This is a genomic window from Streptomyces sp. NPDC001700 (genome assembly GCF_053596435.1).
Map to the genome: position 1 here is coordinate 78,997 of NZ_JBSFGE010000029.1, position 16,674 is coordinate 95,670.

Annotated in this window: 13 protein-coding genes; 4 read left to right on the forward strand and 9 right to left on the reverse strand. The window is 70.4% G+C overall.

What is annotated here, in order from left to right; genetic code table 11:
- Window positions 1-132: 132 nt before the first annotated feature.
- The 3 genes from ACWC5C_RS35915 to ACWC5C_RS35925 form a co-directional block, all read right to left on the reverse strand.
- The gene (locus ACWC5C_RS35915; RefSeq protein ID WP_450882500.1) at window positions 133-816 is read right to left on the reverse strand and encodes an RDD family protein; all 684 of its coding nucleotides are present in this window, start codon (window positions 814-816) and stop codon (window positions 133-135) included.
- A gap of 76 nt (window positions 817-892) precedes the next feature.
- A complete protein-coding gene (locus ACWC5C_RS35920) occupies window positions 893-3,100 on the reverse strand; it encodes an NACHT domain-containing protein (protein ID WP_450882502.1) in 2,208 nt (735 codons plus the stop codon).
- Window positions 3,101-3,171: 71 nt separating this feature from the next.
- Window positions 3,172-4,086: an alpha/beta hydrolase gene (locus ACWC5C_RS35925; RefSeq protein ID WP_450882504.1), complete on the reverse strand. Its 915-nt coding sequence runs from the start codon at window positions 4,084-4,086 to the stop codon at window positions 3,172-3,174.
- Window positions 4,087-4,173: 87 nt separating this feature from the next.
- Here ACWC5C_RS35925 and ACWC5C_RS35930 point away from each other — a divergent pair, with 87 nt between their 5' ends.
- Window positions 4,174-5,022, forward strand: a complete 849-nt coding sequence (locus tag ACWC5C_RS35930) for a helix-turn-helix domain-containing protein (protein WP_450882506.1) — start codon at window positions 4,174-4,176, stop codon at window positions 5,020-5,022.
- Here ACWC5C_RS35930 and ACWC5C_RS35935 read toward each other — a convergent pair.
- Complete coding sequence (locus tag ACWC5C_RS35935; protein WP_450882508.1) at window positions 4,982-5,887, reverse strand: hypothetical protein; 906 nt, start codon at window positions 5,885-5,887, stop codon at window positions 4,982-4,984. The two genes, ACWC5C_RS35930 and ACWC5C_RS35935, sit on opposite strands and share 41 nt — an antisense overlap.
- A 197-nt stretch (window positions 5,888-6,084) precedes the next feature.
- On the opposite strand from ACWC5C_RS35935, the gene ACWC5C_RS35940 reads away from it, so the two are divergent.
- Complete coding sequence (locus ACWC5C_RS35940; protein WP_450882510.1) at window positions 6,085-8,349, forward strand: heavy metal translocating P-type ATPase; 2,265 nt, start codon at window positions 6,085-6,087, stop codon at window positions 8,347-8,349.
- Between the two features lie 82 nt (window positions 8,350-8,431).
- Here ACWC5C_RS35940 and ACWC5C_RS35945 read toward each other — a convergent pair whose 3' ends face one another.
- The 4 genes from ACWC5C_RS35945 to ACWC5C_RS35960 form a co-directional block, all read right to left on the reverse strand.
- Complete coding sequence (locus ACWC5C_RS35945) at window positions 8,432-9,541, reverse strand: hypothetical protein (RefSeq protein WP_450882512.1); 1,110 nt, start codon at window positions 9,539-9,541, stop codon at window positions 8,432-8,434.
- Between the two features lie 2 nt (window positions 9,542-9,543).
- Window positions 9,544-10,593: a hypothetical protein gene (locus ACWC5C_RS35950; RefSeq protein ID WP_450882514.1), complete on the reverse strand. Its 1,050-nt coding sequence runs from the start codon at window positions 10,591-10,593 to the stop codon at window positions 9,544-9,546.
- Between the two features lie 104 nt (window positions 10,594-10,697).
- Window positions 10,698-11,420 carry an aspartate/glutamate racemase family protein gene (locus ACWC5C_RS35955; RefSeq protein ID WP_450882516.1) on the reverse strand — a complete coding sequence of 241 codons (723 nt, stop codon included), beginning with the start codon at window positions 11,418-11,420 and terminating at the stop codon, window positions 10,698-10,700.
- 23 nt (window positions 11,421-11,443) lie between these two features.
- On the reverse strand, window positions 11,444-12,925 hold the full coding sequence (locus tag ACWC5C_RS35960) for an NCS1 family nucleobase:cation symporter-1 (RefSeq protein WP_450882518.1): 1,482 nt from the start codon (window positions 12,923-12,925) through the stop codon (window positions 11,444-11,446).
- A 227-nt stretch (window positions 12,926-13,152) separates the two neighbouring features.
- On the opposite strand from ACWC5C_RS35960, the gene ACWC5C_RS35965 reads away from it, so the two are divergent.
- Together ACWC5C_RS35965 and ACWC5C_RS35970 are read left to right on the forward strand one after the other, a co-directional pair.
- Entirely contained in the window at window positions 13,153-14,535 is a 1,383-nt protein-coding gene (locus tag ACWC5C_RS35965) for an erythromycin esterase family protein (protein WP_450882520.1), read from the forward strand.
- 117 nt (window positions 14,536-14,652) lie between these two features.
- Window positions 14,653-16,164: a purine-cytosine permease family protein gene (locus tag ACWC5C_RS35970; protein ID WP_450882522.1), complete on the forward strand. Its 1,512-nt coding sequence runs from the start codon at window positions 14,653-14,655 to the stop codon at window positions 16,162-16,164.
- Here the strand turns inward: ACWC5C_RS35970 and ACWC5C_RS35975 are convergent.
- Window positions 16,157-16,654 (reverse strand): flavin reductase family protein, encoded by a 498-nt coding sequence (locus ACWC5C_RS35975; RefSeq protein WP_450882524.1) that lies wholly within the window; start codon window positions 16,652-16,654, stop codon window positions 16,157-16,159. The genes ACWC5C_RS35970 and ACWC5C_RS35975 overlap by 8 nt on opposite strands.
- Window positions 16,655-16,674 lie beyond the last annotated feature (20 nt).

Below are 16,674 nucleotides of genomic sequence, written 5' to 3' on the forward strand. Positions count from 1 at the left end.
TGGGCCGCGAAGCGTCGGCGCAACGGAATGATGAACGGCATGCGATCACGAAGGAAAGAAGTGTGGAACTTTTGCTAAAACTTCGCCAAATAGCAGCGACGGGCACAGAGCAGAGGCTGACCGGCGGCGGGCCTAGCGCAGTACGCCGACCCGGGCGAGCACGGCACGGACCTGCCACGCGCTGGTGACGGTGACACCGGCCAGCCGGTCGGCCAGCGACCTGCGGGAACCCACCAGCGCCAACCCGGAGTTGAGGGCGAAGGAGACCACGGCCACGACCCAGCACAGCACCGAGAGCGCGATCTCACCCCCGACCAGCAGGCAGCAAGCCAGTGCGTACCAGCCGACATCGACCACCGTGGTCACCGCGGCGCGCACCGCGGCCCGGGCCCGGCCGGGCCTCCCGCCGCCGCCGCGCCGCACGACGCACAGGGCCGCCAGCGCCTGCCCTGGCGTACGGCTCATGACGGCCAGCGAGACGAAGTGGTAGACGAAGGTGAACACGACCAGTGCCGCGAACGCCTGCTGGACGGCGCTCATGGAAGACCGCCACAGCGACTCCCCGACGTCCCGGCCCACCCCCGCCACGTCGCCGTCCGAGGTGATGACCTCCCAGGCGCTCGTCCCGGCCAGGCTCGTCATATCGGGCACCTCGGCGCTGATCCGCTGGAAGGTGAGCCAGCCGAGCAGCACGGCCACCGCCACGCTCACCGCGAAGTCCAAGGCCCAGGCGCACAGTCGGCGCGTCCGAGGGGAACCGGCCGAAGCCGCCCCCTCCTCGGATGTCGCGGGTGTCGACACCGCTCGCTTCAACATCAGTCCTCCCCCGAATAGCGTGATGTCGCGGTGCCACAGTGTAGCCAAATCCCATGGGAGGCGGGCGCTTTCACACCTAACGTCCGAGCCACTGGAGCAGGCGGTCGTGGCGGAACTGGTACGTCGTGGAGGCGATGCGCAAGATGCCCGCTGTACGCGCCCACCGCATGAATCGGGTAAGGCGCCAGGGAAGGTGACGCCTGGAACAGAGCAGCAGAGCCAGATAGCGCCGTGACACCGCCGAGGTGAATCCGGGTCCGGCGGCCAGGAAGGCCGAAGCCCCCACGAGGACCGCGAGAGGCAGCGGGGCGGACAGCCATGACGCACGCCAGGACACGGCGAACGCGATGGCCCCCGTGATCGCTCCCGCGACAACACCCGCCACCGCGTCGTTGCGCAGTGCGCTGTCGGGACTCGGAAGGCCGGGTTCATCCTGGTCGGGGAGGCCGCCTCCCCTTCTGCGAGCCAGAGCGATCCCCACGTGTACGGCCACGACCAGCGCCAGCGCTCCCCCGGCGAGCCCCGCCACCAGCCCGGCGAACGCACCGAAGCCCAGGACCGTCACCCCGGCACCGGCGCCGCCAGCCAGTCCCACGGCGAGGGCTGCCGACAAGGCTGCTTTGAGATGGATGTCCGAGCGCACGGATACCGCCAGGCCGAGACCGAAGACAAGGGCGAATCCCGCGCCGTACATCACGCCGAACCCGGCGGTGAAGGCCACCGCCCCGTTCGCGGCCAGCACCGTCCCCAACGCCGCCGCGCAGGCGACGCGGCCGATGCCGCGGGCGGTGACGAGGTTGCCGAGAAGGACGCGCCGGGGCTGCGGCCAGTGGCCCGCACTGGCCAGCACAGCAGCCGAGGGCAGTAGCGCCAGCAGCAGCAGAATCCCGGCACCGGGCTGCGGAAAGTGACCCTGCCGATCCAGGCACATCACCAGGGAAACGAACGCCGGGACCCACAGGGCCACCGTGATCGCGGCGGTGACCATCCGCGGCAGAACGTTCCCCGCGATGGGCCACAGCTCATGAAGAGTGATCTCCCTGCCCGACATCAATCGTCCGCCGAAGACCCGCCCGCCGGTCTCCCGCAGGTGGCCCGCGAGCCGCGACGACCAGCGGCGGACATCACCGTGGTCGTAATGCCCTCCGCCCGGAAGAGCGTGCAGCGCGGTGACCGAGGCCAGGTAGCGCGGGAGCAGCTCATGCTCGAAGGCCGAGAGGGCGGCTGGCTGCGCCGGTTGTTCGAGGAACGGCTGGAGGAATGCCGTATCACCGTCGGCTTCGGCGACGGTGGACACCATGGTCAGCAGCCAGGGCGTGGTCAGCGTCGTGGCCAGCACGCCCGACTGCCGCTGATCGAGGTCGTGCAGCACCTCGCGCCACAATCCGACGTCGTACGCCCGGGCCTCCAGGTACTCACGCGCCTGGTGTGGCGGAACGTCCTGAAGGTCGACCGGAGCGCAGTCCTGCAGTCGGCAGCGCGACGCTCGCATGGCGTCGTACTCGTCCCTGCGGCAGGTGAGCACGAGCGCTTCCCCGCGCTCCGTCTCGTTGAGCGTGATCAGGGCTGCCCGGGAGCGTCGGCTCGGGTCGCCCTCATGCACCATCTCGTCCAGCCCGTCGAGTACGGGGAGGATCGATCTGTCGTGCACCAGCATGGCGGCGAGCGACCGGGGGCATTCCGGTAATCGGGAGAGTTCTTCCACGATCCAGTCGGCGAACGGGACAGCGGTGTCCCACGTGGCCAGGGAGACCTTGAACGGTACGGGATCGTCAGCCTCGCGGTCCTCCAGCAGCTGTATGGCCAGCTCGATGACGAGCAGGGTCTTGCCCGAGCCCGGCGCCCCCGTGATCACCATGCGCCGGGGATGAAGCTGCCGGTAGTAGTCCGCGATGTGGTCGAAGGAGCCGGTCGGCCTGGCGTTCTCCGCGTTGCGCCCTCGCTCCGGCGTGTAACGGAAACCGACGTCGATCGCCTTGAAGTCGTTTCCCAGCAGGTTCTTCCGCTCATCCCGGTAAACGCCCAGCAGCGTCCGCGCCAGATTGCGGCGTGCGGTCTCCAGGGCGTCCACATCAACGGACTGCGGCCGGTGCCAGCCCGCGATCGCTATGAAAGCGCTGACGAATGAGCCCACGACCGTCACCAGATTGGCGACGGTCGTCAAGTCGCTTCCCTGCGTGGCTTTCCAAGCGACCGCCGCGAGGAAACCAACAGCCGCCATGAACGCGAACACGCCGACCAGTGACCGCCCGTACCGCCCCAGCAGACCCAGACGCTCGACCACGTCCGCTCCTCTCGCCGCTGTGCGCGACAGCGGGATGCCTCCACAGCAATCTAGGGCACGGACGGGCAACCTCACATGCCCCCGCGGCCCCCTCGCGGCCCGCGGCCCAGGTGGGTGGTGAAGAACGTGGTGAGCTTGGCGACGGCCGGAGTGACGTGCTCGTCCTGGTCATAAAGGGAAATGTGGGTGCCGCCGCCGATGACGAAGAGTTCTTTGGGCTCGGCCGCCCTTTCGATGGCCGCACGGCTGATGTACGCCGTGTTCGCGTCGGATCCGATGATCATCAGGAGGGGGCGGGGTGAGATCAGGTGGATGAGGGCGTACGAGTCGTACTGGATGATCTGGTCGAGGCTGCGAACCGGCCAGGGCTGGACGGCGCGGGGGTGGTAGCCGCGTGGCGTGCGGTAGTACTCGTAGGTCTCGGCGTCCACGGCCTCGGTGATCCATTCCTGCCGGTGGACGGCCTCGCCGTGAGCCTCCGCGGTGCGTGCGGCTCCGGCGAGTTCGAGCATCGCGCGCCTGGCCTCCGGGGTCTGGGTGCGGCCGAGGCCGTCGCGCATCACCGTGCCCAGGTCGGCCGCGCTGATGGTGGCGACGGCCTTGATGCGCAGGTCGGTCTGGGCGGCGTAGGGGACGTAGCCGCCGGAGGCGCAGATACCCAGGGCGCCGATCCGGCCCGGATCGATCTCGTCGCGGGTGGTCAGGAAGCTCACGGCGGACTTGATGTCCTCGGCGCGCTGGAAGGGGTTCTCCAGGCCGCGCGGCTCGCCCTCGCTCTCGCCCTGGCAGGCGGCGTCGAAGACCAGCGCGGCGAAGCCCTCGTGGGCCAGGCGCTCGGCGTAGACGCTGGCGGTCTGCTCCTTCACACCGCCGCCCGGGTGGGACACGACGACGGCCGGGAGGCGGTCGGCGGTGGGCGTGTCCGGCAGGAAGAGGATCCCGGCGAGCGCGAAGTCGCCGCTGGGGAAGGTGACGTCTGTCTTCATGTCCTCGACCCTCGCAGCCATCCCACGCCGGGATAAGGGGACAGTCCTGGCCCCCCATCGGCCGTCCCCGGTGCCAGACTTGATCGCATGAGCAGCGAACTGGGCGACTTCCTCAAGGCGCGGCGGAGGGAGCTGAGCCCCGTGGCAGTCGGGCTCCCCGGCGGAGGGCGGCGGCGGGTTCCGGGCCTGCGGCGGGAGGAGGTCGCCCTGCTGGCGTCGATCAGCCCCGACTACTACACCCGCCTGGAACAGGGGCGCCGCCAGGCCGCCGAACCGGTGCTGGACGCCCTGGCGGGCGCGCTGCGGCTCAGCGAGGATGAGCGCGTCTACCTCTTCGAACTCTCGGGCAAGGACGTCGGCCGACCGCGTCGGCGACCCGCCCAGCGGGTGAGGCCGCAGCTGCGGTGCCTGCTCGACGATCTCACGAGCACCCCGGCGCTCGTCCTGGGCCGGTGCACCGACATCCTGGCGTGGAACCCGCTGGCCGCCGCGTTGTTCACCGACTTCGCCCTCGTTCCGGAGAAGGAGCGCAATTTCATACGTCTGGCATTCTTCGACCCGGCGGTACGGGCACTGTACTCCGACTGGAATTACCTGGCGCGGGCCTGCGTGGCGCAGCTGCGCATGGAAGCCGGCCGAGACCCCGGGAACCCCCGCCTGACAACGCTGGTGAGGGAATTGTCGGTGCGGGACCCGGATTTCCGAAGGTGGTGGGGCGACCATCATGTGGCCGCGCGCACCGCGGGCACCAAGACCCTCCACCACCCGGTCGTCGGCGAACTCACCCTCGACTGGTCCACCCTGGCCGATGCCGCCGACCCGGACCAGCAACTCATCGCCCTGACCGCCGCACCCGGCACTCCCTCCCGCGACGGGCTGCGCCTCCTCGCCTCCATCACTCCGGGTTCGCGCCCGCGCCGCGCGCATGCACCGTGAAGGCCGCCGTGCGGACCGTGCCCTGGTGCTTGAAGTCCAGGAACAGGCGGTACGCGCCCGGGCTCGGCGCCGTCGCCGTGAAGGAGATGCCGGGGCCGGGCCTGGTCTTGCCGTCGCCCGGCTCGCCGTTGGGGTGGACGTGCAGGTACGCGAGGTCGCCGGAGCGCAGGGCGACCAGGTGGCCGTAGGCGCCGAGGTAGGGCTGGAGGTCACGCACCGGCTTGCCGTTCTTGGTGACGGTCAGCGTGAGTTCCCCGGCCTTCCCGGGGGTCAGGCCACCGCCCAGCTCGACCTCGTAACCGTCGGCCTTGGCCGTGGCCTGGTGCGCGGGTAGCCGCGTCGGCTCGTACGCCCCGGATACGGCGAGGTCGGCGCCGAGCGTCAGCGCCTCTCCCCCCTGGGGCTTGAAGTCGGCGAAGACGCGGTAGCCGCCCGCCCGAGGCAGGTCCACGGGAGTGGACCAGGTGCCGTCGGCCGCCCGGGTCGGGTGCAGATGGCGGTATTCCGCCAGGTCGCGCGAGGCGACGATCAGGTGCAGCTCCTTGTCGTGTTCCCGGGCGTAGCCGGTGACCTGACGCCCCGTCGCGTCGCGCACGATGGCGAAGCGCAGGTCGGCGCTCTTGCCTGCCCGGAGTCGCGGAGTCTTGAGGTCGAGGGTGTAGCCCCCGTCGGAGACCTGCAGACCCCCGGGCGGGGGCCCGGAGACCTGCGGACCCCCGGGCGGGGCGGCCTCCTGGTGCTCTCCGTGAGCCGCCTTCGCGGGCTCGGGCGAGATCTCGCCGACCCCGCTGCCCACGCCGTACGCGGTGCCGAAGGTCGCGGCGAGCGCGGCGGCGAATGCGGTGATCCGTAGTCCGGTGTTCATGGCGCACTCCTCGTCTCCTGGCCGCCCGTGGCGCGGCCTTCTGCACTTCACGATACCCCTGGGGGGTACCGTGTCAAGCCACGCCCCCCTCTTGCCAAGGATACGGGTGGGGGGTATACAGGATCAGGTCACGGCCATACCCCAGCGGGGTATATGCCACCTTCCTGTGTCACGTCCGTGAGCTGCGAGGAGCAGACATGACCACCACCACACCCGGCACCGAAGAGGTCGAACTCGCCATCGGCGGCATGACCTGCGCCTCGTGCGCCGCCCGGATCGAGAAGAAGCTCAACCGCATGGACGGGGTCGAGGCCACCGTCAATTACGCCACCGAGAAGGCCAAGGTCACCTTCCGGGAGGACATCGCCGTCACGGAACTGATAGCCACCGTCGAGGCCACCGGATACACCGCCCGTGAGCCCGAGCCGGACCCCGCGCCCGCGGCGCCCGGCACCGAGACGGACGACGAGGGGGAGGCCGAACTACGCCCGCTGCGGCAGCGGTTGACCGCCGCCGTCGTGCTCGCCGTCCCCGTGATCGCGATGGCGATGGTCCCCGCGTTGCAGTTCGAGTACTGGCAGTGGCTGTCGCTGACGCTGGCGGCGCCCGTGGTGACGTACGCCGCCTGGCCCTTCCACAAGGCGGCCTGGACCAACGCCCGGCACGGCGCGGCCACCATGGACACGTTGATCTCGGGCGGCACGGCCGCGGCGTTCCTCTGGTCCCTGTGGGCCCTGTTCTTCGGCACGGCCGGAACGCCCGGCATGACGCACGCCTTCGAGTTCACCATCGTCCGCACCGACGGCGCCGGGAACATCTATCTGGAGGCGGCGGCCGGGGTCACCGCCTTCATCCTGGCCGGGCGGTACTTCGAGGCACGGTCGAAGCGGAAGGCGGGCGCGGCGCTCAAGGCGCTGATGGAACTGGGCGCCAAGGAGGTCACGGTCCTGCGCGGCGGCCGTGAACAGCTCATCCCCATCAGCGAGTTGACGGTCGGCGACCGGTTCCTGGTCCGGCCCGGCGAGAAGATCGCCACCGACGGCGCGATCGTCGAGGGTACATCCGCGATCGACGCCTCGATGCTCACGGGCGAGTCGGTTCCGGTCGAGGCCGGTGTCGGCGACCACGTCACCGGGGCCACGCTCAACGCCGGTGGCCGCCTGATCGTGGAGGCCACCCGGGTCGGCGCCGACACCCAGCTCGCCCGCATGGCCAAGCTCGTGGAGGACGCGCAGAACGGCAAGGCGGCGGCCCAGCGGCTCGCCGACCGGATCTCGGCGGTGTTCGTCCCGGTCGTGATCGCCCTGGCGCTCGGCACCCTCGGCTTCTGGCTCGGCAACGGCGCGGGGCTGACCGCCGCCTTCACCGCCGCGGTCGCGGTCCTCATCATCGCGTGCCCGTGCGCCCTGGGCCTGGCCACTCCGACCGCGCTCATGGTCGGCACGGGACGCGGCGCCCAGCTCGGCATCCTCATCAAGGGCCCCGAAGTCCTGGAGACCACGCGCACGGTGGACACCATCGTCCTGGACAAGACCGGCACCGTCACCACCGGCCGGATGACGCTGCTCGCGGTGCACACCGCCGACGGTACGGACGAGACGGACGTACTGCGGCTCGCGGGCGCCCTGGAACACTCCTCCGAACACCCCATCGCCCAGGCCGTCGCCGCCGGGGCGGCCACCCGCGTGGGCAACCTGCCCACCCCGGAGGACTTCGCCAACGTGGCCGGGCTCGGCGTCCAGGGCGTCGTCGAGGGTCACGCCGTCCTGGTCGGCCGGACCAAGCTCCTGGCCGAGTGGGCCATCTCCCTGCCCACGGAGCTGGAGCGCGCCAAGGCGGAAGCCGAAGCCGCCGGACGTACCGCCATCGCGGTGGCGTGGGACGGCCAGGCCCGCGCGGTCCTGGAGGTGGCCGACGCCGTCAAGGACACCAGCCCGGAGGCGATCCAGCGGCTGCGCGCCCTCGGGCTCACCCCCGTCCTCCTGACCGGCGACAACAAGACCGTCGCCGAGGCGGTGGCCGCCGAGGTGGGCATCGACGCCGGGCAGGTGATCGCCGAGGTCATGCCGCAGGACAAGGTGGACGTGGTCAAGCGGCTGCAGGCCGAGGGCCGTTCGGTGGCGATGGTCGGCGACGGAGTCAACGACGCCGCCGCCCTCGCCCGGGCCGACCTGGGCCTCGCGATGGGCACCGGCACCGACGCCGCCATCGAGGCCGGGGACCTGACCCTGGTGCGCGGCGACCTCAGGGCCGCCGCCGACGCCATCCGGCTGTCCCGCAAGACCCTGGGCACCATCAAGTCCAACCTCTTCTGGGCCTTCGCCTACAACGTCGCAGCCCTCCCCCTCGCCGCCGCCGGACTCCTCAACCCGATGATCGCCGGAGCCGCGATGGCCTTCTCCTCCGTCTTCGTGGTCGGCAACAGCCTCCGCCTGCGCGGCTTCCGGGCCACGGGCCAGTGACCCGGCGGAGCAGACCCGTGGCCGGAGCGGCCTTGACCCTGAAGTCGTGCGGTACGCCTCGGGCGGAGCCCCGTGCGTCAGCTCAGCCGAAGCGCAGGACGCGCGGGGCGAAGGTGGCCTCGGGGCCGTCGGCTCTGCCGACCGACCACACCGTCGCCGTGCCCGGCACCGGGGCCAGCCGCAGTATCGAGGAATCGCCCTCCCCCGCCACCGCCGGTTCGCTGTACTCGGTGAACGACTGCCCGTTCCAGGCGAGGAAATCCGGCCCGGGGACAAGTGGCGGAGAGCTGCCCGGCGGGCCCCACTTCTGGGAGCGGGCCACCGAGACCCAGGCCAGCTCGCCGGAGGTGGCGGGCGCCAGTGAGGTGACCGAGCCGAAGTCGGTGGGCAGGGTCACCCGGTTCCACGCCTGCCCGTCCCAGCGGGCCAGCAGGGGCGGGATCGGACGGCCCGGCGGGCCGCCGACGAACCCGGCCGTGCCACCCGCCCACACCTCCGTCGGCGAGACCGCCAGCACACTGCCCACGGCCGATCGGGGGAAGCCGTCCACGATCGTCTGCTGCCACGCCTGTCCGTTCCAGTGCGATACGGCCGCACCCGAGTTGGTGGCGCCCGCGGCCCAGACGTCGTCGGCGGCCAGGATGTGCAGGCCGTATACGGCTCCCGGCGGCACCGGCACGTCCTGCCAGCCGCTCCCGTCCCAGCGCAGCAGTACCTGCGCGCTGTCCCGCGAGCCGATCAGCCAGGTCTCACCGCCGCCGGCGACGGCTTTGGTCAGGACGACACCGCTCGGCGGCCGGTTCTCGGACCAGGCGGTGCCGTCGAAGCGGAGCAGGCGGGTGCCGCCCGCCGCGTCGCGGCCGACCGCCCAGACCTCGGCCGGTGAGGTCGCGGCGATGGACAGCAGCTCTCCCTGCCAGCCGATGCCGGGCAGACTCTGGCGCTGCCACGCGGTTCCGTCCCAGCGCAGCACCAGTGGGAAGCCCGGCGCCTCGCGGCCGACGGCGTCGGCGCCCACCGCCCACGCCCGGTCCGGCCCGAGCGCCACCGCCTCGTTCAGCCCGGCCTGTGGGCGTACCTGTGCCGGGACCGGAACGTGTTGCCAGGACGAGGTGTCCGCCGCCGCCGAGCCCATGAGGGTCACGATGGTCATGGCGACGGCGAGCGCCGCGACGAGAAGTCGGCGTGCCATGGTCAGCCTCCCAGCCGCTCGCTCATCAGATTCGGTTTCGTGCCGTAGATCTCGGCGGTCCCGAAGGACAGCAGCGCGAATCCGGCCTTGGTCAGGGCACGCGGCTTGACGTCGATCGCGCCTCCCCGCTCCGGGCCGTAGGAGAAGGTGGTGCGGGGGCCGTCCACCCGCGCGTATTTCGACTGGAACGCGCGGTCGCTACGCACGGGCAGCCACAGCGCGCCGTCCGGGCCGCGCGCCATGGCCTCGGTGGAGGTGTCGCCCAGCGGTGGGTAGGTCGTGCGCCAGGTGTGCCCGTTCCAGGTCATGAGGTAGGTGCGGGCCGCGCCGTCGGTGTACTGGCTGCCGCCGATCGTGACCCGGCCGGACGGTTCGGGCAGGATCGTGTGCACGTTGCTGTCCGGCGGCAGCGGCACCTTCGCGTCCCGCCACGCCGTGCCGTTCCCGCGCAGGACGGTGGTCCCGTTGCTGGTGTCCGCCCAGGCCCAGACGTCGGTGGCGGTACGCGCGGTGATCCCCATCAGGAACAGCACACCGTCCGGGGTGGACTGCGTGGTCCAGCGGGAACCGTCGTAGTGCAGCACCTTCAGCCCGGTGGCGTCCTCACCGACCACCCACGCGGCGCCCGGTACGGCGGTGAAGTCCTGGTAGGTCCAGAGGGTCTGCGGCAGCGGGACGGCGCTCCACCCTCCCGCCGTCCGGCGCAGGATCTCCCCCGCCCCCGCGCAGCCGTGGAAGATCCACGCTTCCTCGCCGACGAACCGCACCTCGCCGAGCCAGCCCGGCTCACCGGCGCCGGGGAAGGTGGTGTCCCGGCTCCACGCCGTGCCGTCCCACCGGTACAGCATCGGCCGCGGTCCATCGGCGGCGTGCTCGTACCCGGTCGCCCACGCCTCGCCCTTCCCTCGGGCGGCGAGATCGGACACGGTCACGGGCGGGGCCGCTGCCGGTACCGGCAGCGCCGACCACGTCGGCGTCACCGCCTCGGCAGGCGACACCAACGTGGCACACGCGATCACAAGGCAGACAACGACCGCACGGAGACCGTTCATGAGCCCCCCAGAGCGCGAAGGTCGCACAGCCTATGGGCGCTCACGCACCCATGAACAGGCGGCATCCGGCCGATCCCGGTGAGGTGTTGACCGTACGGCGGCTGTCACGCCGGTGGGGGCCAGTTGACGATCTTCTTGGGCCGAGGTGGTGCGTAGGTGCGCACCTTGGAGGTGGACAGGCCGAGGCGGACGAGGGACTCGGCGATCGTCACAGCGGCCGTCACCCCGTCGACGACGGGGACCCCGGTACGGTCGACGACGCGTTCGGTGAGGCCGGACATGCCGCCGCAGCCCAGGCAGATCACCTCCGCCCGGTCTTCCTCCACCGCACGGGCGGCCTGGTCGGCGATGGCGTCGATGGCCGCGGTCTCGTCCCGTTCCAGATCCAGTACGGCGAGCCCGCTGGCGCGTACGGAGGCGCACCGGGCGCTCAGACCGGCGGTGTGCAGGCGCTCCTCGATCAGCGGGACCGTGCGGTCGAGGCTCGTGACGACGGAGTAGCTGCGGCCGAGGAACTGGGCGGTGCTCGCGGCCGCCTCGGTGATGTCGACCACCGGAACGTCGAGGAGTTCCTGCAGCCCTTCCCGGCCGTGTTCGCCGTATCCGGCCTGGATCACGGCGTCGAACGGCTCCGGGTAGGCGCGGACGGTTTCCATCACGGCGACGGCGGCGAGGTAGCTCTCGTAATTGCCCTCGACCGACTCCGCCCCGAAGGCGGGCGTCAGCGCGATGATCTCGGTTCCGGGCGCTGCCACACCGGCCGCCTGCTGGCCGATCGAGCCGGTGATGGACGGTGTGGTGTTGACGTTCACGACGAGGATGCGCATCGTTCGGCCTTCTGCTGAGTGGGTCATTCGGCGGCGACGGCGATGGCCTCGCCGTCCACGTCCCGGTGCTGCACCGTGCGGTCCGCGATGACCGCGTACAGCGCCGCGGCGAGGGCGGCGCCGATGAACCAGGAGAATCCGGCCACGGCGTGGAACACGGGGGCCAGGGCCATGGTGACGGCGATGGCGGCGCTGGGGACGAAGGCCCAGACGGCCCGGGGGTTGTAGCCTCGGCGGTAGTGGTACTCGCCCTGGGCGTCGTCGGTGTAGAGGTCGGGCACGTTGACGCGGGACTTCCGCAGCAGCCAGTAGTCCGCCATGATCACGCCGAACAGCGGTCCGAGCAGGGCGCCGAGCCCGCCGAGGAAGTAGTTCACCACGACCGGGCTGTTGTAGAGGTTCCACGGCAGGATCACCAGACCGATGACCGCGCTCACGAGGCCTGCCCGGCGGAAGTTCAGCCGTCGGGGGAAGAGGTCGATCAGCGCGTAGATCGGTGCCACGAAGTTGGCCAGCAGGTTCACCGCGATGGTCAGGGTGATGAGGGCGAGTGAGGCCGCGGCCAGCAGGAACTCGTTCGGGATCGTCCGGACGATGTCCGTGGGGCTGGTGATGACGTGCCCGTCGAGCTTGAACTGCGCCCCGCTGAGCACCACGACGATGACGGCGAAGAAGAGCATGTTCACCGGGATGCCGATCACGTTTCCGCGGACGATGGAGCTGCGGCTCTTCGCGGACCGGGTGAAGTCGCAGAAGTTGAGCACGAACGTTCCGTAGATCACCACCCACAGCGCGGCGCCCTGCAGGATCTGCAGCCACATCTCGGCGCCGACGAGCGGCTCGTCGACGGACAGCGAGATCGAACCGTCCGCGCGGACGAACATCCAGACCGCGAGGGCGCACATGGTGATCAGGGTCGTGGGCGCGGCGAAGGCCATGTACCGCCGGATCATCTGCATCCCGTAGCTCACGATGAGGACCTGGAGGGTCCACAGGGCCAGGAAGGTGATCCAGCCGAGCGTCGACTGACCGAGCAGGGAGTTAGTGTCCAGGGCGCGGAGGCCGGGAAACATCGCGACGAGAAGGGCGCTCAGGACCGACGAGGCGAGGTAGGTCTGGATGCCGAACCAGGCGATGGCGACGGCGCCCCGGACGATGGCCGGTATCTTCGCTCCCTTGATACCGAACGCCATACGGCCCATGACGGGAAAGGGGACGCCCGTCTTGTGCCCCATGAAGCCGGACAGCGTCAGCAGAAGGAAGAGCAGTACGGAGGCGAGCGCGAAGGCCGCCAGAATGCCCCACACGTTGAGCCCGAGCGCGAAGAGGCCGATGGCGAACGCGTAATTCCCCAGGCTGTGCACGTCGTTGGCCCAGAGCGTGAAGACGTTATAGGCGCCCCAACGGCGCCCTTCCTTCTTCGTCGGGGCGAGATCGTACGTATACAGGCCGGAGCTGACAGCGCCTTCGGTGCCCACGCACGATCGGCCATCCACAGCAGTCATACGGCGCTCCAGAGGGGGGAAGTAGGTGGCGTACACGACTGGAGGTTTCCACAAAACGGAAGCAATCTTCCGTTCAGCGAAACGTAGTTTTCGCCAACCACGCCGTCAAGGGGTCGGACCCAGACAACTTCGCGCCTCGGATCTGGTGGCGGACCTGTGGTTGTCCCCCGGAGGAAACTGACGCTGGCAGGCTGTCCGGGCCTGCCGCCCATCGGCAGCCTTGATCCATGCCTGTATCGCACAGACCACATCGATCGCGTCGGTTACCGCTGCTCCTGCTGGCGCTGACACTCCAGGTCGGCGCGCTGACGGTCGCCGCCCCGACGGCGCACGCGAGCGCGAGGACCACCACCGATCCGGCGCGCGAACTGGCGCGCGCCGCGGAGTCGCTGCGTTCCACCGAGCCCGGCGCCCCCGGCGGCGATCTGCGCCCGCTGGGTCGCATGATCGGCTCGGCGAAGATCGTCGGGCTGGGCGAGGCCACCCACAGCTCCCGGCAGTTCTTCACGATGAAGCAACGCGTCCTCCGGTACCTCGTCGAAGAGAAGGGCTTCACCACCTTCGCGCTGGAGGCGCCCTGGTCCACCGGCCTGGTCCTCAACGAGTACGTGTTGCACGGGAAGGGCGACCCGGAGAAGATCATGCGGAAGGAGTTCCAGAGCTCGTACCGGATCTGGAACACCCGCGAGTATCTCGATCTGCTGAGATGGATGCGCGCCCACAACGTCCGCCACCCCGACCACCCCGTGCAGTTCATGGGTGAGGACAACGGCTACGCGGGACCTGAGCTCTTCGACCGGGTCACGGACTATGTGTCCGCCCACCACCCGCGGCTGCTGCCGGAGTTCCGCCGCTCCTACCGCGAGCTGCGGCCGACCGGGAGCGTGGAGGAGACCGTCAACGGGAACCTGGCCAAGCCCCTCGCCGAGCGCGAGCGGATCGCCGCGAACGTGCGGCGCGCCTACGAGCTTCTCCGGGCGCAGGGGCCGGACGGGGACCGGCGGGCGTACGAGTGGGTTCTCCAGCACGCCAGAGCCATCGCCCAGACCGGCACCCTCTACGCGTACTACGACTTCGACGACCCGCAGAAGATCGCCAGGGCCATGCTCTACCGCGACCAGATCATGGCCGAGAACACCGTGTGGTGGCAGCGGCACACCGGCCACCGGATGCTGCTGTCGGCCCACAACGGCCATGTCTCCTACGAGTCCGACAACCCTGAGCAGTATCCGAAGACCCAAGGCGAGTTCATACGCGAGAACGTCGGGCCCGAGTACGTGAACATCGGCTACACCTTCGGGCAGGGCTCGTTCAACGCGATGGATCTGACGGATCCGGAGGAGCCCTACCGCCGCTTCTCCGTGGAGCCGCTGGGCGCGGGCAGCAACGAGGAGGTGCTGGAGCGCGTCTCGCGCCGGGACTACTACGTCGATCTGCGGACCGTGCCCGAGCCGACGCGAGACTGGCTGCTGGCGAAGCGGCTGACCCGCTCCATCGGCAACTCCTGGCCGGAGAGCCCCTACCAAACCTCGCTCAGCCGCCAGTTCGACGTGCTGATCCACCTCCATCACGTCACGGCCGCGGATCTCCTGCCGACGACCCGGGACTGAGTACGGAGCATCAGCAACCGCGCCACCGACGGTTGCCGCTGGTCAGGGGCGGGACGCAGACTGTGGCCCGGCCCTGACCACGGGCCGATGCCACCGCCGGACCGGAGAGTGAAGCCCGTGACCACGTCGATCACCGAGATCGAGACCCATGGCGTCGAACGCATACCGGACGAGGACCGGTCGGCCCGTCCGATCGACCTCTTCCGGCTGGCCTTCGGCGGCGCCAACACCTTCGCGACGTGCGTGCTCGGCGCCTTCCCCATCCTGTTGGGGCTGTCCTTCCCGCAAGGTCTCGCGGCGACCGTCCTCGGCCTGGTCGCCGGGGCGCTGCTGCTCGCCCCCATGGCGCTGTTCGGCCCGGCGAACGGCACGAACAACGCGGTCTCCTCATCGGCACACCTGGGAGTGCACGGCCGGATCGTCGGCTCGTTCCTCTCGCTGCTCACCGCGATCGCGTTCTTCTCGATCTCGGTGTGGTCCTCGGGTGACGCGCTCATCGGCGGGGCCCACCGGCTCGTCGGCGTACCGGAGTCGGAGGTTTCGTACGGCGTCGCCTACGCGGTGTTCGCGGTGCTCGTCCTCATCGTCTGCGTCTACGGTTTCCGCTTCATGCTGCTGGTCAACAAGGTTGCCGTGATCGCCGCGTCGGCGCTCTTCGTGCTGGGCGCCGTCGCCTTCGGCGGTGATTTCGACCCCGGCTACGCGGGCACCTTCGACTCGACCGCCGACCCGCTGTTCTGGCCGTCGTTCATCGGCGCCGCGCTGATCGTGCTGTCCAACCCGGTCTCCTTCGGTGCCTTCCTCGGTGACTGGTCCCGCTACATCCCGGCCGCGACACCGCGCCGCCGGGTGATGGGCGCCGCGTTCCTCGCCCAGCTCGCCACCCTGCTGCCGTTCGTCTTCGGCCTGGCCACCGCCTCGGTCATCGCCACCAAGGCCGCCTCGTACGTCGACCCGGCCGCCCCCAACTACGTCGGCGGGCTGCTGGCGATCTCGCCCGGCTGGTACTTCCTGCCGGTGTGCCTGATCGCGCTGATCGGCGGCCTGTCCACCGGCACCACCGCGCTCTACGGCACCGGCCTCGACTTCTCCAGTGTGTTTCCGCGCTTCAGCCGGGTCCGGGCGACGTTCCTCATCGGGGCGCTGTCGATCGTGTTCGTCTTCCTCGGCCGGTTCGCCCTGAACCTCACCCAGTCCATCTCGACCTTCGCGACGCTGATCGTCACCTGCACCGCGCCCTGGATGGTCGTGATGGTTCTCGGCTATGTGACCCGCCGTGGCTGGTACGACGCGGAGGCGCTGCAGGTCTTCAACCGCCGCCAGCGCGGCGGCCGTTACTGGTTCACCCACGGCTGGAACTGGCGCGGGATGTCCGCCTGGCTGGTGTCCGCCGTGGTGGCGCTGCTCTTCGTGAACCTGCCGGGCCAGTTCGTCGGCCCGCTGGGCGACCTCGCGAACGGGGCCGACATCTCCCTGCCGGTCGGCCTCGCCCTCGCGGCCGTGAGCTACCTCGGCCTGCTGACCGCGTTCCCCGAACCGCGCGGGGTGTACGGGCCGGACGGCCCCCGTCTCGTACGGGCGTCCGCCGCCGACACCCCGCCCATCAGCAAGCAGCGACCGCTCAGCTGAAGCTGCCGAGCTTTCCCTTGTGGAAGACCAGCGGCTGCCCGGGCCCCGCGGCCATGCGCAGCACGCGGGCGACGACGATGAGGTGGTCGCCGCCGTCGAGTTCCTGGGTCACCTCGCAGTCGATCCAGGCGACCGCGCCGCTGATGTGCGGGGCGCCGTCAGGGGACGGGTGCCACTGCACATCGGCGAACTTGTCACCGCTCTTGCGGGACAGGGAGCGGCAGACCGCGTCCTGTCCCCCGGCGAGAATGCTGGCGCTGAAGCGGACCCCGCCACGGACCTTGGGCCAGCTGCTGGAGGTACGGGCCACACTGAAGGCGACCAGCGGCGGGTCGAGGGAGAGCGAGGCGAACGTGCCGACGATCATGCCGACGGGCTGGGCCGTGGACGGCTCGATGCCGGTCACCGCCACCACGCCGGTCGGCAGGTGGGACATGACGTGGCGGAAGTCCATCTGGTCGAGCTGCTGCTCGGTGGCGTAGGTGGTCATGGTGACGCTCCCTTCGAGGT

Excerpts from the sequence above, each read along its gene's own strand:
- ACWC5C_RS35915 (WP_450882500.1), bottom strand. The coding sequence starts at position 816 with ATGTTGAAGCGAGCGGTGTCGACACCCGCGACATCCGAGGAGGGGGCG.
- ACWC5C_RS35925 (WP_450882504.1), bottom strand. The coding sequence starts at position 4,086 with ATGAAGACAGACGTCACCTTCCCCAGCGGCGACTTCGCGCTCGCCGGG.
- ACWC5C_RS35930 (WP_450882506.1), top strand. The coding sequence starts at position 4,174 with ATGAGCAGCGAACTGGGCGACTTCCTCAAGGCGCGGCGGAGGGAGCTG.
- ACWC5C_RS35935 (WP_450882508.1), bottom strand. The coding sequence starts at position 5,887 with ATGAACACCGGACTACGGATCACCGCATTCGCCGCCGCGCTCGCCGCG.
- ACWC5C_RS35940 (WP_450882510.1), top strand. The coding sequence starts at position 6,085 with ATGACCACCACCACACCCGGCACCGAAGAGGTCGAACTCGCCATCGGC.
- ACWC5C_RS35945 (WP_450882512.1), bottom strand. The coding sequence starts at position 9,541 with ATGGCACGCCGACTTCTCGTCGCGGCGCTCGCCGTCGCCATGACCATC.
- ACWC5C_RS35950 (WP_450882514.1), bottom strand. The coding sequence starts at position 10,593 with ATGAACGGTCTCCGTGCGGTCGTTGTCTGCCTTGTGATCGCGTGTGCC.
- ACWC5C_RS35955 (WP_450882516.1), bottom strand. The coding sequence starts at position 11,420 with ATGCGCATCCTCGTCGTGAACGTCAACACCACACCGTCCATCACCGGC.
- ACWC5C_RS35960 (WP_450882518.1), bottom strand. The coding sequence starts at position 12,925 with ATGACTGCTGTGGATGGCCGATCGTGCGTGGGCACCGAAGGCGCTGTC.
- ACWC5C_RS35965 (WP_450882520.1), top strand. The coding sequence starts at position 13,153 with ATGCCTGTATCGCACAGACCACATCGATCGCGTCGGTTACCGCTGCTC.
- ACWC5C_RS35975 (WP_450882524.1), bottom strand. The coding sequence starts at position 16,654 with ATGACCACCTACGCCACCGAGCAGCAGCTCGACCAGATGGACTTCCGC.